The 16,790-nt window shown below is 63.5% G+C and carries 17 protein-coding genes; 10 read left to right on the forward strand and 7 right to left on the reverse strand.

What is annotated here, in order from left to right:
* Positions 1-2: 2 nt before the first annotated feature.
* Entirely contained in the window at positions 3-923 is a 921-nt protein-coding gene (locus BBX50_RS27765; RefSeq protein ID WP_065778491.1) for a LysR substrate-binding domain-containing protein, read from the forward strand.
* A gap of 13 nt (positions 924-936) precedes the next feature.
* Here the strand turns inward: BBX50_RS27765 and BBX50_RS27770 are convergent, their stop codons facing one another.
* Positions 937-2,166 carry an ROK family transcriptional regulator gene (locus BBX50_RS27770; protein ID WP_065778492.1) on the reverse strand — a complete coding sequence of 410 codons (1,230 nt, stop codon included), beginning with the start codon at positions 2,164-2,166 and terminating at the stop codon, positions 937-939.
* A gap of 229 nt (positions 2,167-2,395) precedes the next feature.
* Here BBX50_RS27770 and BBX50_RS27775 point away from each other — a divergent pair, with 229 nt between their 5' ends.
* From BBX50_RS27775 to ugpC, 6 genes are all read left to right on the forward strand, one after another.
* The gene (locus tag BBX50_RS27775; RefSeq protein ID WP_065778493.1) at positions 2,396-3,634 is read left to right on the forward strand and encodes an extracellular solute-binding protein; all 1,239 of its coding nucleotides are present in this window, start codon (positions 2,396-2,398) and stop codon (positions 3,632-3,634) included.
* A gap of 205 nt (positions 3,635-3,839) precedes the next feature.
* Positions 3,840-4,721 carry a sugar ABC transporter permease gene (locus BBX50_RS27780; protein WP_065778494.1) on the forward strand — a complete coding sequence of 294 codons (882 nt, stop codon included), beginning with the start codon at positions 3,840-3,842 and terminating at the stop codon, positions 4,719-4,721.
* Positions 4,721-5,566, forward strand: a complete 846-nt coding sequence (locus BBX50_RS27785; RefSeq protein ID WP_065778495.1) for a carbohydrate ABC transporter permease — start codon at positions 4,721-4,723, stop codon at positions 5,564-5,566. The genes BBX50_RS27780 and BBX50_RS27785 overlap by 1 nt, the downstream gene beginning before the upstream one ends.
* A complete protein-coding gene (locus BBX50_RS27790; protein WP_065778496.1) occupies positions 5,563-6,588 on the forward strand; it encodes an aminotransferase in 1,026 nt (341 codons plus the stop codon). Before BBX50_RS27785 ends, BBX50_RS27790 begins: the two co-directional genes overlap by 4 nt.
* 2 nt (positions 6,589-6,590) lie before the next feature.
* Positions 6,591-7,526: a PfkB family carbohydrate kinase gene (locus tag BBX50_RS27795; protein WP_065778497.1), complete on the forward strand. Its 936-nt coding sequence runs from the start codon at positions 6,591-6,593 to the stop codon at positions 7,524-7,526.
* On the forward strand, positions 7,523-8,608 hold the full coding sequence (ugpC, locus tag BBX50_RS27800; RefSeq protein ID WP_065778498.1) for a sn-glycerol-3-phosphate ABC transporter ATP-binding protein UgpC: 1,086 nt from the start codon (positions 7,523-7,525) through the stop codon (positions 8,606-8,608). Before BBX50_RS27795 ends, ugpC begins: the two co-directional genes overlap by 4 nt.
* A gap of 78 nt (positions 8,609-8,686) precedes the next feature.
* Here ugpC and BBX50_RS27805 read toward each other — a convergent pair whose 3' ends face one another.
* The 4 genes from BBX50_RS27805 to BBX50_RS27820 all read right to left on the reverse strand — a co-directional run bounded on the left by BBX50_RS27805 (position 8,687) and on the right by BBX50_RS27820 (position 11,652).
* On the reverse strand, positions 8,687-9,457 hold the full coding sequence (locus BBX50_RS27805) for an amino acid ABC transporter ATP-binding protein (protein WP_065778499.1): 771 nt from the start codon (positions 9,455-9,457) through the stop codon (positions 8,687-8,689).
* Positions 9,458-9,470: 13 nt separating this feature from the next.
* Positions 9,471-10,133 carry an amino acid ABC transporter permease gene (locus BBX50_RS27810; RefSeq protein ID WP_065778500.1) on the reverse strand — a complete coding sequence of 221 codons (663 nt, stop codon included), beginning with the start codon at positions 10,131-10,133 and terminating at the stop codon, positions 9,471-9,473.
* Between the two features lie 5 nt (positions 10,134-10,138).
* Complete coding sequence (locus BBX50_RS27815) at positions 10,139-10,801, reverse strand: amino acid ABC transporter permease (protein ID WP_065778537.1); 663 nt, start codon at positions 10,799-10,801, stop codon at positions 10,139-10,141.
* A gap of 71 nt (positions 10,802-10,872) precedes the next feature.
* Complete coding sequence (locus BBX50_RS27820) at positions 10,873-11,652, reverse strand: transporter substrate-binding domain-containing protein (protein ID WP_244513237.1); 780 nt, start codon at positions 11,650-11,652, stop codon at positions 10,873-10,875.
* A gap of 218 nt (positions 11,653-11,870) precedes the next feature.
* Between BBX50_RS27820 and BBX50_RS27825 the strand changes: the two genes are divergently transcribed.
* Entirely contained in the window at positions 11,871-12,929 is a 1,059-nt protein-coding gene (locus BBX50_RS27825; RefSeq protein WP_065778502.1) for a D-TA family PLP-dependent enzyme, read from the forward strand.
* A gap of 41 nt (positions 12,930-12,970) precedes the next feature.
* Here the strand turns inward: BBX50_RS27825 and BBX50_RS27830 are convergent, their stop codons facing one another.
* The gene (locus tag BBX50_RS27830) at positions 12,971-13,570 is read right to left on the reverse strand and encodes a dihydrofolate reductase family protein (RefSeq protein ID WP_065778503.1); all 600 of its coding nucleotides are present in this window, start codon (positions 13,568-13,570) and stop codon (positions 12,971-12,973) included.
* Positions 13,563-14,408, reverse strand: a complete 846-nt coding sequence (locus tag BBX50_RS27835) for a metalloregulator ArsR/SmtB family transcription factor (protein ID WP_065778504.1) — start codon at positions 14,406-14,408, stop codon at positions 13,563-13,565. The genes BBX50_RS27830 and BBX50_RS27835 overlap by 8 nt, the downstream gene beginning before the upstream one ends.
* 264 nt (positions 14,409-14,672) lie before the next feature.
* Between BBX50_RS27835 and BBX50_RS27840 the strand changes: the two genes are divergently transcribed.
* Positions 14,673-15,698 (forward strand): sulfate ABC transporter substrate-binding protein, encoded by a 1,026-nt coding sequence (locus BBX50_RS27840; protein WP_065778505.1) that lies wholly within the window; start codon positions 14,673-14,675, stop codon positions 15,696-15,698.
* 126 nt (positions 15,699-15,824) lie between these two features.
* Entirely contained in the window at positions 15,825-16,685 is an 861-nt protein-coding gene (gene cysT, locus BBX50_RS27845) for a sulfate ABC transporter permease subunit CysT (protein ID WP_202619047.1), read from the forward strand.
* Positions 16,686-16,790 lie beyond the last annotated feature (105 nt).

Here is a 16,790-nt window from a genome sequence, read left to right on the forward strand (position 1 = left end):
CCATGCAGGACCTGAACGACCTCAAGCTTTTTGTCGACGTGGTCGAGCAAAACGGCTTTGCCGCAGCCGCTCGCAAGCTCAACATGCCACGCTCACGCCTCAGCCGTCGTATCGGCCTGCTGGAAGAGGGGCTTGGCGTGCGCCTCGTCCAGCGTTCGACCCGCCATTTCGTGGTCACCGAGATCGGGCGGGAGTACTACCGCCACTGTGTCGCCATGCTGGTGGAGGCCGAAGCGGCGCAGGAGATGATCGACCGCATGCGCTCCGAGCCGCAGGGCGTCGTGCATGTCAGTTGCCCGTCTTCCGTCGTTTATTTCCAGCTCGCGGAGATAATCGCCCGTTTCATGGCCGCGTGCCCCAAGGTCGAGGTCGTGCTGGAGAGCACCAACCGACGCGTCGACGTGTTGCGCGAGGGCATCGATATCGCGATCCGCGTCCGCTTTCCGCCGCTGGAAGAAAGCGACCTCGTCGTCAAGCGCCTTGCCGAGAGCAAACAACGACTGGTCGCCAGCCCCGGCTTGCTGGCGGCGATCGGCAGGCCGCCGGCGCCTGCCGATCTCGCCGCGTTCCCGAGCCTTGCCTGGAACCCGGATCGCCCGGAACACGACTGGCGACTGGAGGGCCCTCACGGCGCGACGGCGATCGTACGGCACCGGCCGCGTCTGGTCACCGAAGACATGGTGGCGTTGCGGCTCGCGGCACTCCGCGGAGTCGGCATCTGCCAGTTTCCGGAGATGGTGATCCGGCAGGACCTGAAGGAGGGAACGCTCGTCGACGTCTCGCCCGACTGGGCGCCGAGGGCCGGCATCATACACGCGGTCTTTCCCTCGCGCCGGGGTCTGCTTCCTTCAGTGCGCGCTCTGCTCGATTTCCTGGCCGCGGAATATGCGGAGCTGGCCCGTCTGGACGAGCCCAGAACCTGACGGCTGCCCGCCGCTACACTGCGGCGTGCTCGCGTGTTTTCAGGATCGCCTGGAAGCGCGGATCGAAGGTGCGGCTGATCGGCTCGGCGGCAGCGCCGATCGCCACCGCCCAGGGATCGGTGAAGCCGATCTGCAGACGGGGCAGGCTACGGTCGCGCCGCTCCGCGATCGACGGCAGCAACGGCATCATCGCGTCGACCAGAAGGCGCGCGAGCCCGGGCGGAAGACCGCCGCACAGGATCACCGTTTGCGGGTCGAAGATCGTCTCCAGCGTCTGGACCGCCGCGCGCATCTCGAAAGCCGCCGCTTCAATCCATCGGCTAAGCCGCTCGTCCGGGCGCGCGGCGACGGCATCGATGCAGGCATAGAGATCGGGATCGGCGGGATCGAGATCGAGCAGCTTGCAGAGCGAGGCGATCGAGGCGCGGTGCTCAAGCGGCATGCGTTCATCCGAGCGCGCCCCGCGCGGCAGGCTGAGGATCATGCCGATCTCGCCAGCATTGCCATTGGCACCGCGATAGAGTTCACCGTTCAGGATCAGGCCCGCACCGAGGCCGTAGCCGAAATAGATGCAGATCGCCTGGTCGACGCCGTGCGCCGATCCGACCATGCGTTCGGCGGTCGCCGCCGCGGCCGCATCGTTCTGCAGGCCGACATCAAGCCCGGTGCCCGCCGCAAGAGTTTCAAGCAGCGGAAAATTCTGCCAGGCCGCCATCATCCAGGGATCATCGGCATCCGCCTCGACCCCGAAAGGACCGGGCATCGCCGCACCCAGGCCGACGAGACGGTCCTCCGACTGCGGCGCAATCGCGGCCAGATCCCGCCGGGTCTTCTCGATCAGTTCCAGGATCGTCCGCACACCGGTCGCCGGACCGCCGGCCGGCAGGTTGGCCTCGCCACGGGTCAGGACGCGGCCGACGAGATCGACGGCGATCGTGCGGGTCACGTGCCGGTCGATCTGCAATCCGATCGCAAAAGCGCCCTCCGGCACCAGTCTATAGGGCGTCGAAGGCTGTCCACGTCCATTGCGCACCGCCTCCAGCGACTCGACCAGCCCGTCCCGCTCCAGATCCTCGATGATGTTGGAAACGGTCTGCTTCGTCAGCGCCGTCGCACGGGCAAGGTCAGCGCGGGACAATCGCCCATTCAGCCGCAGCGCGTCGATCATCACACGACGGTTGTGCGCGCTGGTCCCTTCCTGATTGGTACCGCTCTTCGCCCGGATCGGGCGCATATCGTTCATCCACAAAACCCCTCTTGACACTGTTAGAATATTGAACAAAAAATAAGTCAAGACAATTGACTTAATAGGAGCCAAAAAGAGCTCCGGGGGAACGAAGGCGATGGCAAGGCTGTCGCAAGCGCTCCGATTGAAATGTCGATAGCCGCCGCGAATGGGCGGATTTCTCGCATACGGCGGGCCGAGGAGGCGCGCCGTGAAAATCTGAAACGCTTAAGTATTGGAGGTAGGAATGTTGAAATCCATAAGAACGACACTGCTTTGCGCGACCCTTGCCGGTCTGTCATTTGCCGGCCACGCGCATGCGGAAACGACCCTGAACGCACTGTTCATGGCGCAGGCTGCCTATAGCGAGGCGGATGTGCGCGCCATGACCGAGGCCTTCACCAAGGCCAACCCGGACGTGAAGGTCAACCTTGAGTTCGTCCCCTATGAAGGCCTGCACGACAAGGCCGTGCTGGCGCAGGGGTCCGGCAGCGGCTACGACGTCGTGCTCTTCGACGTGATCTGGCCGGCCGAATATGCCACCAACAAGGTGCTCGTCGACGTCACCGACCGCATAACCGACGAGATGAAGTCCGGCGTTTTGCCGGGCGCCTGGACCACCGTCGAATATGACGGCAAGCGCTATGGCATGCCCTGGATCCTCGACACCAAGTACCTGTTCTACAACAAGGAAATCCTGGAGAAGGCAGGCATCAAGGCGCCGCCGAAAACCTGGGACGAGCTTGCCGAGCAGGCGAAAGCGATCAAGGACAAGGGCCTGCTCGCAACTCCGATCGCCTGGAGCTGGTCGCAGGCCGAAGCCGCGATCTGCGACTACACCACGCTTGTCAGCGCCTATGGCGGCAAGTTCATCGACGGCAACAAACCGGCCTTCACCTCCGGCGGCGGTCTCGACGCGCTCAACTACATGGTCACGAGCTACAAGTCCGGTCTCACCAACCCGAACTCCAAGGAATTCCTGGAAGAGGACGTGCGCAAGGTGTTCCAGAATGGCGAAGCCGCCTTCGCGCTGAACTGGACCTACATGTACAACCTTGCCAACGACCCGAAGGAAAGCAAGGTCGCCGGCAAAGTCGGCGTCGTGCCGGCACCGGGTGTAGCGGGCAAGAGCGAAGTCTCGGCGGTCAACGGCTCGATGGGCCTCGGCATCACCTCGACCAGCAAGCATCCGGACGAGGCCTGGAAGTACATCGTTCACATGACCTCGCAGCCGACGCAGAACGCCTATGCCAAGCTCAGCCTGCCGATCTGGGCCTCGTCCTATGAGGACGCCAGCGTCACCAAGGGTCAGGAAGAGCTGATTGCCGCTGCCAAGCTCGGACTTGCCGCCATGTATCCGCGTCCGACGACGCCGAAGTACCAGGAGCTTTCCACAGCCCTGCAACAGGCGATCCAGGAAGCGCTGCTTGGACAGGCTTCGGCTGAAGATGCGCTAAAGACGGCGGCCGAAAACAGCGGCCTTTAAGCCATCCTCCCAGACCCCGGGCGGGCACCCGCCCGGGGTCCACCCGGAAACAACGCAGCTGCGTTGGAGAGCGGCAGCCTGGCTTGCGCGCTGGCGGGCTTCTGCAACACGTTGATTTGATGCATCATTCGCTGACGTCAATGACGATTTGAGGCGATATGCGATAGCATGGCGGGGTCCACGGCCCCGAGAAGGTTTCCATCTCATGTCCGGCACCTGGATAACAACGCGCGCATGGCTGCTCATGCTGCCGCTGCTCGTGGTCATGACTGCGGTGATTGGCTGGCCGCTGATCGATACGGTCAGGCTGTCCTTCACCGATGCCAAGCTTGTCGGCACGGAAGGCACCTTCGTCGGCCTCGACAACTATGTGAAGGTGCTTGGCGGCTCGAGCTTCCAGCGCGCCCTTGTTACGACGACCTGGTTTGCCGTCGTCTCGGTCACAGCCGAAATGGTGATCGGCGTGCTCGCAGCCCTGCTGCTCAACCAGCAATTCCGCGGCCGTACCGCGCTTCGCGCGCTGATGATCCTGCCCTGGGCGCTGCCGACCGTCGTCAACGCCACACTCTGGCGGCTGATCTACAATCCGGAATATGGCGCGCTCAACGCCGCCCTGACCCAACTCGGCCTGATCGACAGCTATCGCTCATGGCTCGGAGAGCCGGGCTCGGCGCTGACGGCGCTGATCGTCGCCGACTGCTGGAAGAACTTTCCGCTGGTCGCCCTGATCGCGCTCGCAGCCCTTCAGGCCGTGCCGCGCGACATAACCGCCGCCTCGCTTGTCGACGGCGCCGGTCCGCTCAACCGGTTCCGCTATGTCATCATGCCCTATCTCGCCGGACCTCTGCTGGTCGCGCTGGTGCTGCGCACGATCGAAGCCTTCAAGGTCTTCGACCTCATTTGGGTAATGACGCGCGGCGGGCCGGCCAACAGCACCCGCACGCTGTCGATCCTCGTCTACCAGGAAGCTTTCTCCTTCCAGCGCGCCGGATCGGGCGCGTCACTGGCACTGATCGTAACCTTGCTCGTAACCGTGCTCGCCGTTGCCTATGCCGGCCTGGTGCGCAAAGCCGCAGGAGCCTCGTGATGGAACGCCAGAGCCCTCTCTTCACCGTTTTCGTCTACGCCGCTGCACTGCTGCTGGCGGCAATCATCCTCGCCCCGGTCCTCTGGCTCTTCGTCATGAGCATCTCGTCGGCAGCCGACCTCTCGACCAAGCCGCTCAACTGGTGGCCGAACGAGATCGACCTGTCGCGCTACCGGCTGCTGTTGTCGACGATCGAAAACAGCGCCGGCGCATCCTTTACCGCGTCGCTGCTCAACAGCCTGAAGGTCGCAGGCATGGCGACGCTGGCGGCGATCGCCGTTGCCGTTCCGGCGGCATGGGCTGTCTCGCGCACGTCTCAGATCTCCTGGTCGCTCTATGCGGTGATCGCCACCTATATGCTGCCACCGGTGGCACTTGCTGTTCCACTCTATATGGGACTTGCCTATCTCGGCCTTTTGAATTCGGTGTTCGGGTTGGCGCTGGTCTATCTCACCATTCTTGCCCCCTTCACCACCTGGCTGTTGAAATCCGGCTTCGATTCCATCCCGAAGGAAATCGAGAGCGCTGCGATGATCGACGGAGCACGTCTCGACCAGATCCTGAGGATCATCACGCTGCCGCTCGCAGCGCCTGTCATGGCCACATCGGCGCTCTTTGCCTTCCTTCTCGCCTGGGACGAGTTCTTCTACGCGCTGCTCTTCACCTCGGACCTGCGCGCCAAGACCCTCACCGTCGCCATCTCCGACCTCGCCGGCGGCCGTGTTTCCGATTACGGGCTGATTGCAACCGCCGGGGTGCTCGCCGCCCTGCCCCCGGTGCTGATCGGCCTTGTGATGCAGCGCGCCCTGATATCGGGGCTCACCAGCGGCGGTGTCAAAGGATGACGACAATGACCACTTCAGAACGCCCGGACGGGCTCGTCGCGATCGACCGTGAAATGGCGCGCCAGGCCTCGGACGCCGTCGCCTCCGTCCACCAGTCTGGGGAGACGGCGGCCAGGATCGCCACGTCGCTGAGGGCGAACGGCAAGCTGCTGCTGCTCGGCATGGGCGGCTCGCACGCCGTCGGCCGCGCCGTCGAGCCGCTTTACCGCGCTCATGGCATCGATGCCGTCGCCCTGCCGCTCTCCGAACAGCTCGGCCAGCCGCTTTCGATCGAAGGCAAGACGATCCTCGTGACGTCGCAGTCGGGTGAAAGTGCCGAGGTGCTGCGCTGGTTCGGAGAAACGAACGGCGCAACACCGCACACCTTCGGCCTCACGCTCGAAGGCGGCTCGTTCCTTGCCAGAAGCAGGCCCTCACTCGTCGGCGTCGGAGGCACGGAAAAGGCTTTTGCCGCCACCCGCAGCCTGACGATCAGCTTTGCCCTGCATCTTGCCATTCTCGTTGCCCTCGGTGACGATCCAGGCAATGCCCTTCACGCATTGGAAAAGCCGCAAACGCCCGACACGACGGCAGCGCTCGCAGCCTTGAGCGGCGTCCGGTCTGTCGTCACGTCGGGCCGTCGACTGCAGGGGCTGGCCGAGGCGATCGGGCTCGGCCTCACCGAACTTTCGCGCCTGCCCTGCTTCTCGCTCGAGGGTGGCCAGCTTCGGCATGGGCCCATGGAAATGCTCGGCCCGTCGGTCGGTGTCGTGCTCTTCCGCGGGGCGGATGCGACCGCCGGGCTCGTGCATGCCATGGCGATCTCCGCGGCTGAGGCTGGTTCACCGGTCATCGTCTTCGACGCCTCCGGCGAAGCGCCGATCGACGGCGTCATCACCATCCCCTTTGCGCCGGCCACCGGCTTGGCGGCGGTCTTCGCCATGCTGCCGGTCGCCCAGTCCTTCATGATCGCCTTTGCGGCGTCCCGCGTCGAGAATGCCGGCACCCCGGTGCGCTCGACCAAGATCACCCGGAGCGAATAACGATGCGTCCTCTTGCCGTGGTCGGCAACGCCAATGTCGACCTCATCCTCGGGCCAGCAGCCCCCTGGCCGAAGGCCGGAACGGAAATCATCGTTGATCACGACGAGTTGCGGGTCGGCGGCTGCGCCGGCAACAGCGCGCTCGCCTGGGATTCGCTCGGGGTCGACTACGCGATCGCCGCCAATGTCGGCAACGACCAGTTCGGCACCTGGCTGAAGGACGCTTTTCCCGAGCGGTCCCGGTCCTGGCCGGTCGAAGACGTCGGCACCACCCTCTCCGTCGGCATCACCCATCCCGATGGCGAGCGGACCTTCTTCACGACGCGCGGCCATCTGCCGCTTCTGAGCTTCGAGGAAGTCCGCGCCATGCTCGACGGCGAAAAACTGCGTGGTGGTTACGCACTCCTGACCGGTGCGTTCCTGACCGATGCGCTGACGGCGGACTATGACCGCTTCTTCGACTGGGCCGACGCCCACGACATCGCCGTGGCGCTCGACACCGGCTGGCCGCTCGACGGCTGGACCGAGGCGAATTGTGCGGCCACGGTCGACTGGCTGAAGCGCTGCCGGCTGGCACTGTTCAACGAGGTCGAGACAACGACGCTGACGGGTCTTGCCGACCCGATCGAAGCGGCGCACGAACTGAAAACGCATATGCCCGAAGGCGCGATCGTCGTCATCAAGCGCGGCCCCAACGGCGCAATCGCCGTCGATGCGGATGGCCACCTCTCATCCGCCGCAGCACCCGTCGTTTCCGTCGTCGACACCATCGGCGCCGGCGACGTCTTCAATGCCGGTTTCCTCGCAGCGCTTGCCGCCGAGATGCCGCTTGCAGCCTGCCTGCGCACTGGCGTCACCATCGCTTCCGAGGCGATCTCGACGCTGCCGCGCACATACGGCAAACCGCTTTCATCCTTCCTTCAGGAGACCGGCGCATGAGCGCTCTCGCCATCCAGAACATCCACAAGCGCTATGGCGAGGTCGAGACGCTGAAGGGCATCGACATCGATCTTGAGAGCGGCGAGTTCCTCGTGCTCCTCGGCTCGTCCGGCTGTGGCAAGTCCACCCTGCTCAACATCATCGCCGGACTTGCAGAGCCGACCGGTGGCGACATCCGCATCGGCGAGCGCTCCATTCTCGGCGCGCATCCCAAGGACCGCGACATCGCCATGGTGTTCCAGTCCTACGCGCTCTACCCGAACATGAGCGTCGCCCGGAACATCGGATTCGGACTGGAGATGCGTAAGGTACCGCCCGCCGAACGCGAGAAGGCGGTGAAGGAAACGGCAAAGCTCCTGCAGATCGAGAACTTGCTTGCGCGCAAACCGAGCCAGCTTTCCGGCGGCCAGCGCCAACGCGTCGCCATTGGCCGGGCGTTGGTGCGCAATCCGCAGGTCTTTCTCTTCGACGAGCCGCTTTCGAACCTCGACGCCAAGCTGCGCATGGAGATGCGCACCGAACTCAAGCGCCTGCACCAGATGCTGAAGACCACGGTCGTCTACGTCACACACGACCAGATCGAGGCGATGACGCTCGCGACGCGGATCGCCGTGATGCGCGACGGGCGGATCGAGCAGCTCGGCACGCCGGAGGAAATCTACGACCGCCCGGCCACACTCTACGTCGCCGGCTTCGTCGGCTCGCCGCCGATGAACATTCTCGATGCGACCGTTTCAAAAGAACAGCTGCTGATCCTCGGCGACGATCAGCCCATCGATATGCCCGTGCACTTCCGCAGCGTTGTTGCCGACGGTCAGCGGGTCAAGGTCGGCATTCGACCCGAGGCACTTCGCGTTGCCAAGGGCGGCGAAACGGGAGCGCAGTTCAAGGCACGCATCGAGGTGGTCGAACTGACAGGCCCCGAGCTCGTCACCACGGCACGCATCGGCGAGCAGCGTATCACCGCCTGCCTGCCGCCGCGCAGCGCGGTCACGGCCGGCGAGGATCGCACTTTCGTCGTCGATGTGGACGTGCTGCATCTCTTCGATCCGCAGAGTGGCCGGTCGCTCGCCACGGACTGAAGCCGGGGTCACAGCGTCAAGAAGAAACCGGCCATCGATCGCGCGATGGCCGGTCTCCCTAAAGGCGCGCGATGCGCCTCAATTGAAGGACGAGCTTTTCAGGAACTCCGCCAGGCGCTTGGTCTGTGGCTTCACGAACATTTCTCGTGGGTTGCCCTCCTCGCCGATCCGCCCCTGGTTCATGAAGATCACCCGCGTCGAGACCTCATAGGCAAACCGCATCTCGTGGGTCACGAGCAGCATGCTCATCCCGTCTTCGGCAAGCCCCTTGATGACCTGCAGCACCTCGTTGACGAGTTCCGGGTCGAGTGCCGAGGTGACTTCGTCAAACAGCATCAGCTTCGGGTTCATGGCGATCGCCCGGGCGATCGCAACGCGCTGCTGCTGGCCACCCGAAAGCTGGCCGGGATAGTGATCCATCCGCGACAGCAGCCCGACGCGATCCAGCCACTTCTCGGCGACTGATCGCGCCTCGTCGCGTCCCATGCCGCGCACCTTGATAAGGCCGAGCATCACATTTCTGGCCGCGGTCATATGCGGAAACAGGTTGAACTGCTGGAAGGCCATGCCGGTCATCGCCCGTTGACGGGCGATCTCCTTTTCCTTCTTGCGCCGGCGCACGCCGCCCACGGTCTCATAGCCGATTTCCTGGCCGTCGATGCGGATCGAGCCACCCTGGAACTCCTCCAGCATGTTGATGCAGCGCAGCATCGTCGTCTTGCCCGAGCCGCTGGAGCCGATGATCGAGATGACCTCGCCTTGCGCCATCGTGCAGTCGACGCCCTTCAGCACTTCGACGGCGCCGTAGCGTTTGTGGAGGTCACGAATTTCAAGCAATGTCTGGGTCATCACAACCGACGCCTCACGATGGAACAGCGGTCTTGCGTTCGACGTAACGGCCGAAGCGCTCGATGCTGTAGTTGATGACGAAGTAGAGGAAGCCCGCGAAGAAATAGAATTCGAGGCTCATGAAGGTGCGCGAGATCAGTTCCTGGGTCCGCAGCAAAAGCTCGGCAACGCCGATAATCGACAGAAGCGTCGAAGCCTTGACCATCTCGGCCGCGGTATTGACCCAGGCCGGCAGCGCCTGCCTGAGAGCTTGCGGGCCGAGCACATAGGCGAAGGTCTGCGGGAACGTCAGGCCGATCGCCTTGGCCGCCTCCGTCTGTCCCTTGGGTATTGCCTGCAGGGCGCCGCGCACGAGTTCGCCGACATGCGAGCTGCAGAAGATCGACAGCGCCAGAATGCCCGCCTGGAACGGTCCGAGATCGATGCCGACGGTGCTGAGCACATAGTAGCTGGCAAGGACGAGCACCAGAACCGGCGTGCCGCGGATAAAGTCGGTGTAGCCGCGCACGATCCATTGCACCGGTCGGTAGCCGTAGGTGAGCGCAAGGCCGACAAAGACGCCGAGCACGGTTCCGACCACGATCGACAGGAATGAGATCGAGATCGAAACGCCGAGGCCTTTCAAGAGGGGAATGCGGGCGAGCCACAATTGGTCGAGGAATGCGGGAAAATCCATGGCGATCACCTCGGCACGGCAAGTCGGCGCTCGACCGCGCGAAGCAGGGCGGCCAGCACAGAGCAGGTGGCGACGTAGAGGCAGCTTGCGACGATCCAGGTTTCGATGACCCGGAAGGTCTCGACATTGATCTTGCGCGCCTCGAAGGTGAGCTCGGGCACAGCGATCGCGGCCGCTAGCGAGGTATCCTTGAACAGCGAAATCATCGTGCTGCTCAGCGACGGCAGCACGTTGCGCAGCATCAAGGGCAGGATGATCGAGGTGCGGATCTGCATTTCGGTAAGGCCGATCGCAAGCCCCGCCTCTCGCTGCCCCGGCGGAACCGACAGGAGCCCGCCACGAAACACTTCGGCGAGATAGGCGCCGGAATAGATCGCGAGCGTCAGCACGAAACTCTCGATCTTGCCGAGGCGCACGCCAAGCTGCGGCAGCGCGAAGTAGCTGAACAGCACCAGCACCAGGATCGGCGTATTGCGGATCACGGTCACATAGAGACCGGCCGGTTTGCGGAATGCGATGTTCTTCGACACCAGCCCGAAGGCGGTAGCGAGGCCGATCACACAGCCCACCAGGATCGCCGCGAAGGCGAGGCCGAGGCTCAGTGCCAGGCCCTCGAGCAGAAGATCGAAGGAGCGCCAGACCGCGGCGAAGTTGAGAGAATAGCCCATGTTTTCAGCCATCCATGCCGAAAGGACGGAAGGGACGATCCTGCAGGCGCAAGATCGTCCCTGGGAGTGGCTTACTTATACTCGACCGGGAAACCGATCTGCGGCGGCGTCAGGTCCTTGCCGAACCAGGTCTTGAACGACTTCGCATAGAAATCGAATTCGACACCGGTCATCGCCTCGTGCAGCGCGGTGTTGACGAAATTCAGCCAGTCCTGGTCGCCGCGCTTGACGCCGCAGGCATAGGTCTGCGGGTTCCAGCCGTAACCGGCATCCTTGTAGCGGTCGGGGTTCTGGGTCATGTACCAGGCAAGCGACGATTGATCGGTCGCGACCGTGTCGGCGCGGCCAGATTCCAGCGCCTGGTAGATGAGGTCAACGGACTCGTACTGGTCCACCGTTGCTTCCGGCAAGGCGGCATGCACCATCGCCTCGGCGTAGACGTTCTGCAGGACAGACACGGTGACCGACGACCCTGCGGCCTTGAGCGCGGCGTAGTCGGCGTATTTGCCGTCGGCCTTCAGCATCAGGCCAACGCCTTCGCGGTAATAGGGAATGGTAAAGGCGATCTGCTGCGCGCGCTCGCCGGTCACGGTCATGAACTGGCAGGTAATGTCCACCTTGTTGGTGGTGATGTTCGGAATGCGGGCATCGGACGACTGGTTCACGAACTCGATCTTTTCCGGATCGTTGAAGAGTGCCTTGGCGATGATCCGGCCCATGTCGACGTCGAAGCCCTGCAGCTTGTCCTCGGCACTCTTGAAGTGCCAGGGCGCGTTGGTGCTGCCGGTGCCCATGACCAGATGGCCGCGCGCCAGAACCTCGTCGAGCTTGCTGGTCTGCTCCTGCGCCATGACCGGACCCGTAAGGGTCAGGGCTACGACGGCAGCGCCCGCGAAAACGGTCTTGTTCATCTCATTTCTCCCCTTTTGGGTTCCCGATTATTGTTCCATTATTACGGATCCAAGTCCTGAATAATGGATTGACCTATCAAATGCCCGGGGTCATATCTTGTCAAGGGCACTTGAGTTAGTTTCGCCCCGTCCCGCGCCACATGAGGAGTTGAGTCGCGATGCCCCTGCCGATCGAAACGCCGGCCGTTCTCGTCGATCTCGAGATTGCCAAGCACAATATCGAGCGCTTCCAGGCCTATGCGGATAAACATGGGATTCGCGTGCGCCCGCATATCAAGACGCACAAGCTGCCGCAGATGGCCGAGCTGCAGCTTGCGGCCGGGGCCATCGGCATCACCTGCCAGAAGGTGACCGAGGCCGAGGCGATGGTCGACGGCAGCGACCGGATCAAGGATGTGCTGATCACCTACAATATTCTCGGCGAAGCCAAGATGGCGCGCCTCGAACGGCTGAATACCCGCGTCGCGCTTGCGGTCGTCGCCGACAGCGAGGCGGTCATCGACGGGCTCGCCGCCTATTTTGCCGGCAAGGACAAGCCGCTGCGCGTGCTTGTCGAATGCAACACCGGCGCCGACCGCTGCGGCGTTGGCAGCCCGCATGCTGCCGCCACGCTGGCGCGCCGGATCGCCGGTGCAAAAGGGCTCGTTTTCGGCGGACTGATGACCTATCCGCCTGTTAATGGTGAAGCGAAGGTCCAGGCCTTCATGGGCGAAGCAAAAAGCCTGATCGAAGCGGATGGCATCGCGGTTCCCGTCATCACCTCAGGCGGCACGCCGAGCATGATGCATGCGGCCGGCGCACCGGTCGCCAGCGAGTATCGTCCCGGCACCTATATCTACAACGACCGTTCGCTGGTTTCGCGCGGTGTGGCAAGCTGGGACGAGTGTGCGCTGACGGTGCTTGCGACCGTCGTCTCGGTGCCCTCGGAAAACCGCGCCATTATCGACGCCGGCAGCAAGGTGCTGACGTCGGACTTGCTGGGAATGACCGGTTACGGCCACGTGCTCGGTCGCGACGATATCCGCATCGACCAGCTCTCCGAGGAGCATGGCCGACTCGTCACCGATGGGCCGATCGGGCTCAAGGTCGGTGACCAGCTTCGCATCGTGCCCAATCATGCGTGCGTCGTGACCAACATGGTCGACACGATCCACATCGTTGAAGGCGATCAGCTGAAGGAAAAGTGGCCGGTCGTGGCGCGCGGCCACGTGCTTTAGCCACGCGCAATTGTTGCGCTGCAGATGTGCGTGCGCGACGGTCAGGAGGCGCGGTCGTATACGAGCGCGATCTCGCCCCGCTCGCCCGTTTCCTGGTGCGCGACAGACCACTTCGTTCCCGGCAGGCCATCGTCGAAAAGGCGTGGCCCGCCTCCGACGATTTCCGGACAGATCATCAGATAGAGCCGGTCGACCATATCGGCCGCAAGCAGCGCCTTGATGAGGCCGGCACTGCTGTTGATAAGGATATCGCCTTCGCCGGATGCCTTGAGTTCCGACACGACGTCCACCACAGACCCATTCGCGATCCGCGTGCGCTCCCAGGGAGCTTCGCTCAAGGTCCTCGAAAACACCACCTTTTCCACCCCGACCAGCCATCGTGCATAGCCGCGGTCGCGAGGATCGGCCGCCGCGTCGCCGGCTACCGCCGACCAGTAACCCAGGAAGCCCTCGGCGTTGATCCGGCCGAGTACCGCCGTCGTGGCGCTTTCCCAGATACGGGCCATATGGTTTCGCGCGACATCGGTAACCGCATAGGGCACGATTGCGCCAAGGTCACCCGCCCCACCGGGACCGCTGTATCGTCCGTCGAGCGTCAGGGCCAGGTTCGCGGCCACCCGGCGGCCCGTCGTCTTAGTCATGGCTTCGCCCCTTGTCGTCAGGCTGAATGGGAGGAACCGCGTGCGTCGCAGCGTCAACCGCATGCGCGAGGTTATCGAGAACCTGCCACCAGCCGGTCTCGATACCGGCGATGTAAGGCAAGGCGTCAGCTGTCGTTTCGGTGATACGCAAACCGAGCCGCAGAGCGGTGCCGCCTGCCGCCTCTCCAAAGTCCACATCGTAGTGGCCGGTAAAGGAGATGCCGCCGCTTCCATCGAGCACCGAGAGCTCGAATACGAGCTTTTCGGGCTCCTTCGCCGCGTGTACGCACCCCTCGGAGCGGTAGCGCCCCTCGGCATCCCGATATTCGAGAATCGCCCTTCCACCCGGCTCGGGCTCAAGAATACACTCGGTGACCGTCAGCGACGGCGGCGCCCACCAGGATGCAAGCAGACTTGCATCGGTCCAATGGCGCCAGACAATCTCGCGCGACGCCGGCAAGGCACGCTCGAACCGGAAGCTGCGCCCGTCTGCCCAGTGGCCCCGGTCTGCCTTCGCGGCATCAGCAGCGATGGCCGCCTGGTAGCGGGCAACGACGTCCCGCTCGCCGCTGTTTGTCGCCGCCGTTTCGATCAGCAGCTGCAAGCGTTCTCTGATTTCCGCAAGGGGCGCTGCCTCTATCGCATAAACACGACGCTGCCCGAGCGGAAATACGGTAACGAGACCGGCACTCGCCAGCGTTTGGAGGTGCTTCGTCGTCTGTGGCTGGCGAAGCCCGGTCAGCTCCGCCAATTCACCGACCGATCGTGGACGCTCCGCGAGGAGCTCCAGAATGCGCCAGCGCGCGCCGTCCGCCAGGGCTGAGATGATCCATTCCATGGGCAAAAATATTCCATAAAAGGAATATTCTCGTCAAGGAATATTTTTGACTTCCCGCGCGCCGCACTGGACAGCCGCGCGGCCCTCTCCATGTTACTGTCAGGGCGGCGTGGCCCTGCCGCGGGCACGGTTGCAGGCAAACCGTTCCGGAAAAACCCGGCAGAACGATAGGACATTTCCCCATAGCCGCCTCTGGCGTCATCGGTTTACGTTGTAGCAGTCGATAAAATTGATAGTTTTATCTGGTAACCAATGGAGGTCGAAATGGTCTTTGGACGAATTACCGGAATGGTGGGACTGGCAATTGTGCTCGGAGGCCTGCAGCTCGGAGCTGCGAGTGTAGCGTTTGCCGACACGACGATCTTGAACGTGTCCTATGACCCGACACGCGAACTTTACAAAGACTTCAACGCCGCCTTCGCCGAAAAGTGGAAAGCCGATACCGGCGAGACGGTGACGATCCAGACATCGCATGGCGGCTCGGGCAAGCAGGCACGCTCCGTCATAGACGGTCTGCAGGCCGATGTCGTTACGCTCGCGCTCGAAGCCGATATCGATGCGATCGCCAAGGGAACCGGCAAGATCCCGGCGGACTGGAAGTCGAAGTTCGAAAACAACAGTGCGCCCTATACCTCGACGATCGTCTTCCTGGTGCGCAAGGGCAATCCCAAGGGCGTCAAGGACTGGGGCGATCTGGTGAAGCCGGACATCCAGGTAATCACGCCGAACCCGAAGACCTCGGGCGGCGCGCGCTGGAACTTCCTCGCCGCCTGGGCCTATGGCCGCTCCGCCAATGGCGGTGACGATGCCAAGGCGCAGGAATACGTGACCGAACTCTTCAAGCACGTTCCGGTGCTCGATACCGGTGCACGCGGCGCAACGACGACCTTCGTGCAGCGCGGCCTTGGCGACGTGCTGCTCGCCTGGGAAAACGAAGCCTACCTCTCGCTCGAAGAACTCGGTCCCGACAAGTTCGAAATCGTCACGCCGTCGATCTCGATCAAGGCTGAACCGCCGGTGGCACTGGTCGACGGCAATGTCGACGCCAAGGGCACGCGCAAGGTGGCGGAAGCCTATCTCGGCTACCTCTACAGCGACGCCGGCCAGAAGATCGCGGCCAAACACTACTACCGGCCGTTCAAGCCGGCGGCCGCCGATCCGGCCGATATCGCCCGCTTCGGCGAGCTGAAGCTCGTCACCATCGAGGACTTCGGCGGCTGGAAGGAAGCCCAACCGAAATTCTTCGGTGATGGCGGCGTCTTCGATCAGCTCTATAAGCCGGGCCAATGACACCTGACCTGAACGCGCAGCCGGCCCGCCCGGCTGCGCGTACATTTTGAGGACCGCGCCCACCGAAACCATCGACAAGGAAGCGCGGCCCTCGGTATCTCGTATGCTCTGCAAAAGGTAGGTTCATTGACGGAAGCGAAGAAGACTGTGCCCTGGCGGTTTCGCCAGCCGAGTGTTTTGCCTGGGTTTGGCTTGTCGCTCGGGATCACGCTGAGCTGGCTGGTGCTGATCGTGTTGATCCCGTTGTCGGGACTGGTGTTTCGGGCCAGCGGGCTGGGCTGGGCCAAGTTCGTTGAGCTGGCGCTCGATCCGCGCACGCTCAACGCCTTGAAGATCTCGTTCGGCACGGCGTTTGTCGCCGCGGTGATCAACCTGATCTTCGGTGTCATCCTCGCCTGGGTGCTGGTGCGCTACCGCTTCCCCGGCAAGCGGGTGATCGATGCCATGGTCGACCTGCCGTTTGCGCTGCCGACCGCGGTTGCCGGCATTGCGCTGACGACGCTTTATGCCGGCAACGGCTGGATCGGCCAGTTTCTCGAGCCGCTCGGGCTCAAGGTCGCCTTCACCCCCGCAGGCATCGTCATCGCGCTGATCTTCGTCGGCCTGCCGTTTGTCGTCCGGACGGTGCAGCCGATCATGGAGGAGATCGACAAGGAGGTCGAAGAAGCCGCCGCCACGCTGGGCGCCAGCCGCTTCCAGACGATCAGCCGGGTGCTGCTGCCGGGGCTATTGCCGGCCGGCCTCACCGGTTTTGCCCTCGCCTTTGCCCGCGGCGTCGGCGAATACGGCTCGGTGATCTTCATCGCCGGCAACCTGCCCTATGTCTCCGAGATCGCCCCGCTTTTGATCGTCATCCGGCTGGAAGAGTTCAACTATGCCGCTGCCACCGCCATTGCCGCGGTGATGCTGGCGATCTCCTTTGCCATGCTCTTGCTCATCAACTCGATCCAGGCCTGGAGCCGGCGGAGATATGTCTATGTCGCATGAGCTGGCCGCCAGCCCCGCCACCAGCCCCCTGCCCGCCTCCGGGCCGCAGCCCGCCTTGCCGAAACTGGCCGCCGCCACCTCGGAAAGCCGCTTTGCCCGGCTGAC

It is taken from the genome of Ensifer sp. LC11, from assembly GCF_001695835.1.
Lineage (GTDB): Bacteria > Pseudomonadota > Alphaproteobacteria > Rhizobiales > Rhizobiaceae > Ensifer.

Excerpts from the sequence above, each read along its gene's own strand:
- BBX50_RS27835 (WP_065778504.1), bottom strand. The coding sequence starts at position 14,408 with ATGGAATGGATCATCTCAGCCCTGGCGGACGGCGCGCGCTGGCGCATT.
- BBX50_RS27830 (WP_065778503.1), bottom strand. The coding sequence starts at position 13,570 with ATGACTAAGACGACGGGCCGCCGGGTGGCCGCGAACCTGGCCCTGACG.
- BBX50_RS27795 (WP_065778497.1), top strand. The coding sequence starts at position 6,591 with ATGCGTCCTCTTGCCGTGGTCGGCAACGCCAATGTCGACCTCATCCTC.
- BBX50_RS27805 (WP_065778499.1), bottom strand. The coding sequence starts at position 9,457 with ATGACCCAGACATTGCTTGAAATTCGTGACCTCCACAAACGCTACGGC.
- BBX50_RS27775 (WP_065778493.1), top strand. The coding sequence starts at position 2,396 with ATGTTGAAATCCATAAGAACGACACTGCTTTGCGCGACCCTTGCCGGT.
- BBX50_RS27815 (WP_065778537.1), bottom strand. The coding sequence starts at position 10,801 with ATGGGCTATTCTCTCAACTTCGCCGCGGTCTGGCGCTCCTTCGATCTT.
- BBX50_RS27840 (WP_065778505.1), top strand. The coding sequence starts at position 14,673 with ATGGTCTTTGGACGAATTACCGGAATGGTGGGACTGGCAATTGTGCTC.
- BBX50_RS27810 (WP_065778500.1), bottom strand. The coding sequence starts at position 10,133 with ATGGATTTTCCCGCATTCCTCGACCAATTGTGGCTCGCCCGCATTCCC.
- BBX50_RS27785 (WP_065778495.1), top strand. The coding sequence starts at position 4,721 with ATGGAACGCCAGAGCCCTCTCTTCACCGTTTTCGTCTACGCCGCTGCA.
- BBX50_RS27780 (WP_065778494.1), top strand. The coding sequence starts at position 3,840 with ATGTCCGGCACCTGGATAACAACGCGCGCATGGCTGCTCATGCTGCCG.
- BBX50_RS27770 (WP_065778492.1), bottom strand. The coding sequence starts at position 2,166 with ATGAACGATATGCGCCCGATCCGGGCGAAGAGCGGTACCAATCAGGAA.
- BBX50_RS27820 (WP_244513237.1), bottom strand. The coding sequence starts at position 11,652 with ATGGCGCAGGAGCAGACCAGCAAGCTCGACGAGGTTCTGGCGCGCGGC.
- BBX50_RS27765 (WP_065778491.1), top strand. The coding sequence starts at position 3 with ATGCAGGACCTGAACGACCTCAAGCTTTTTGTCGACGTGGTCGAGCAA.
- BBX50_RS27790 (WP_065778496.1), top strand. The coding sequence starts at position 5,563 with ATGACGACAATGACCACTTCAGAACGCCCGGACGGGCTCGTCGCGATC.
- BBX50_RS27825 (WP_065778502.1), top strand. The coding sequence starts at position 11,871 with ATGCCCCTGCCGATCGAAACGCCGGCCGTTCTCGTCGATCTCGAGATT.
- ugpC (WP_065778498.1), top strand. The coding sequence starts at position 7,523 with ATGAGCGCTCTCGCCATCCAGAACATCCACAAGCGCTATGGCGAGGTC.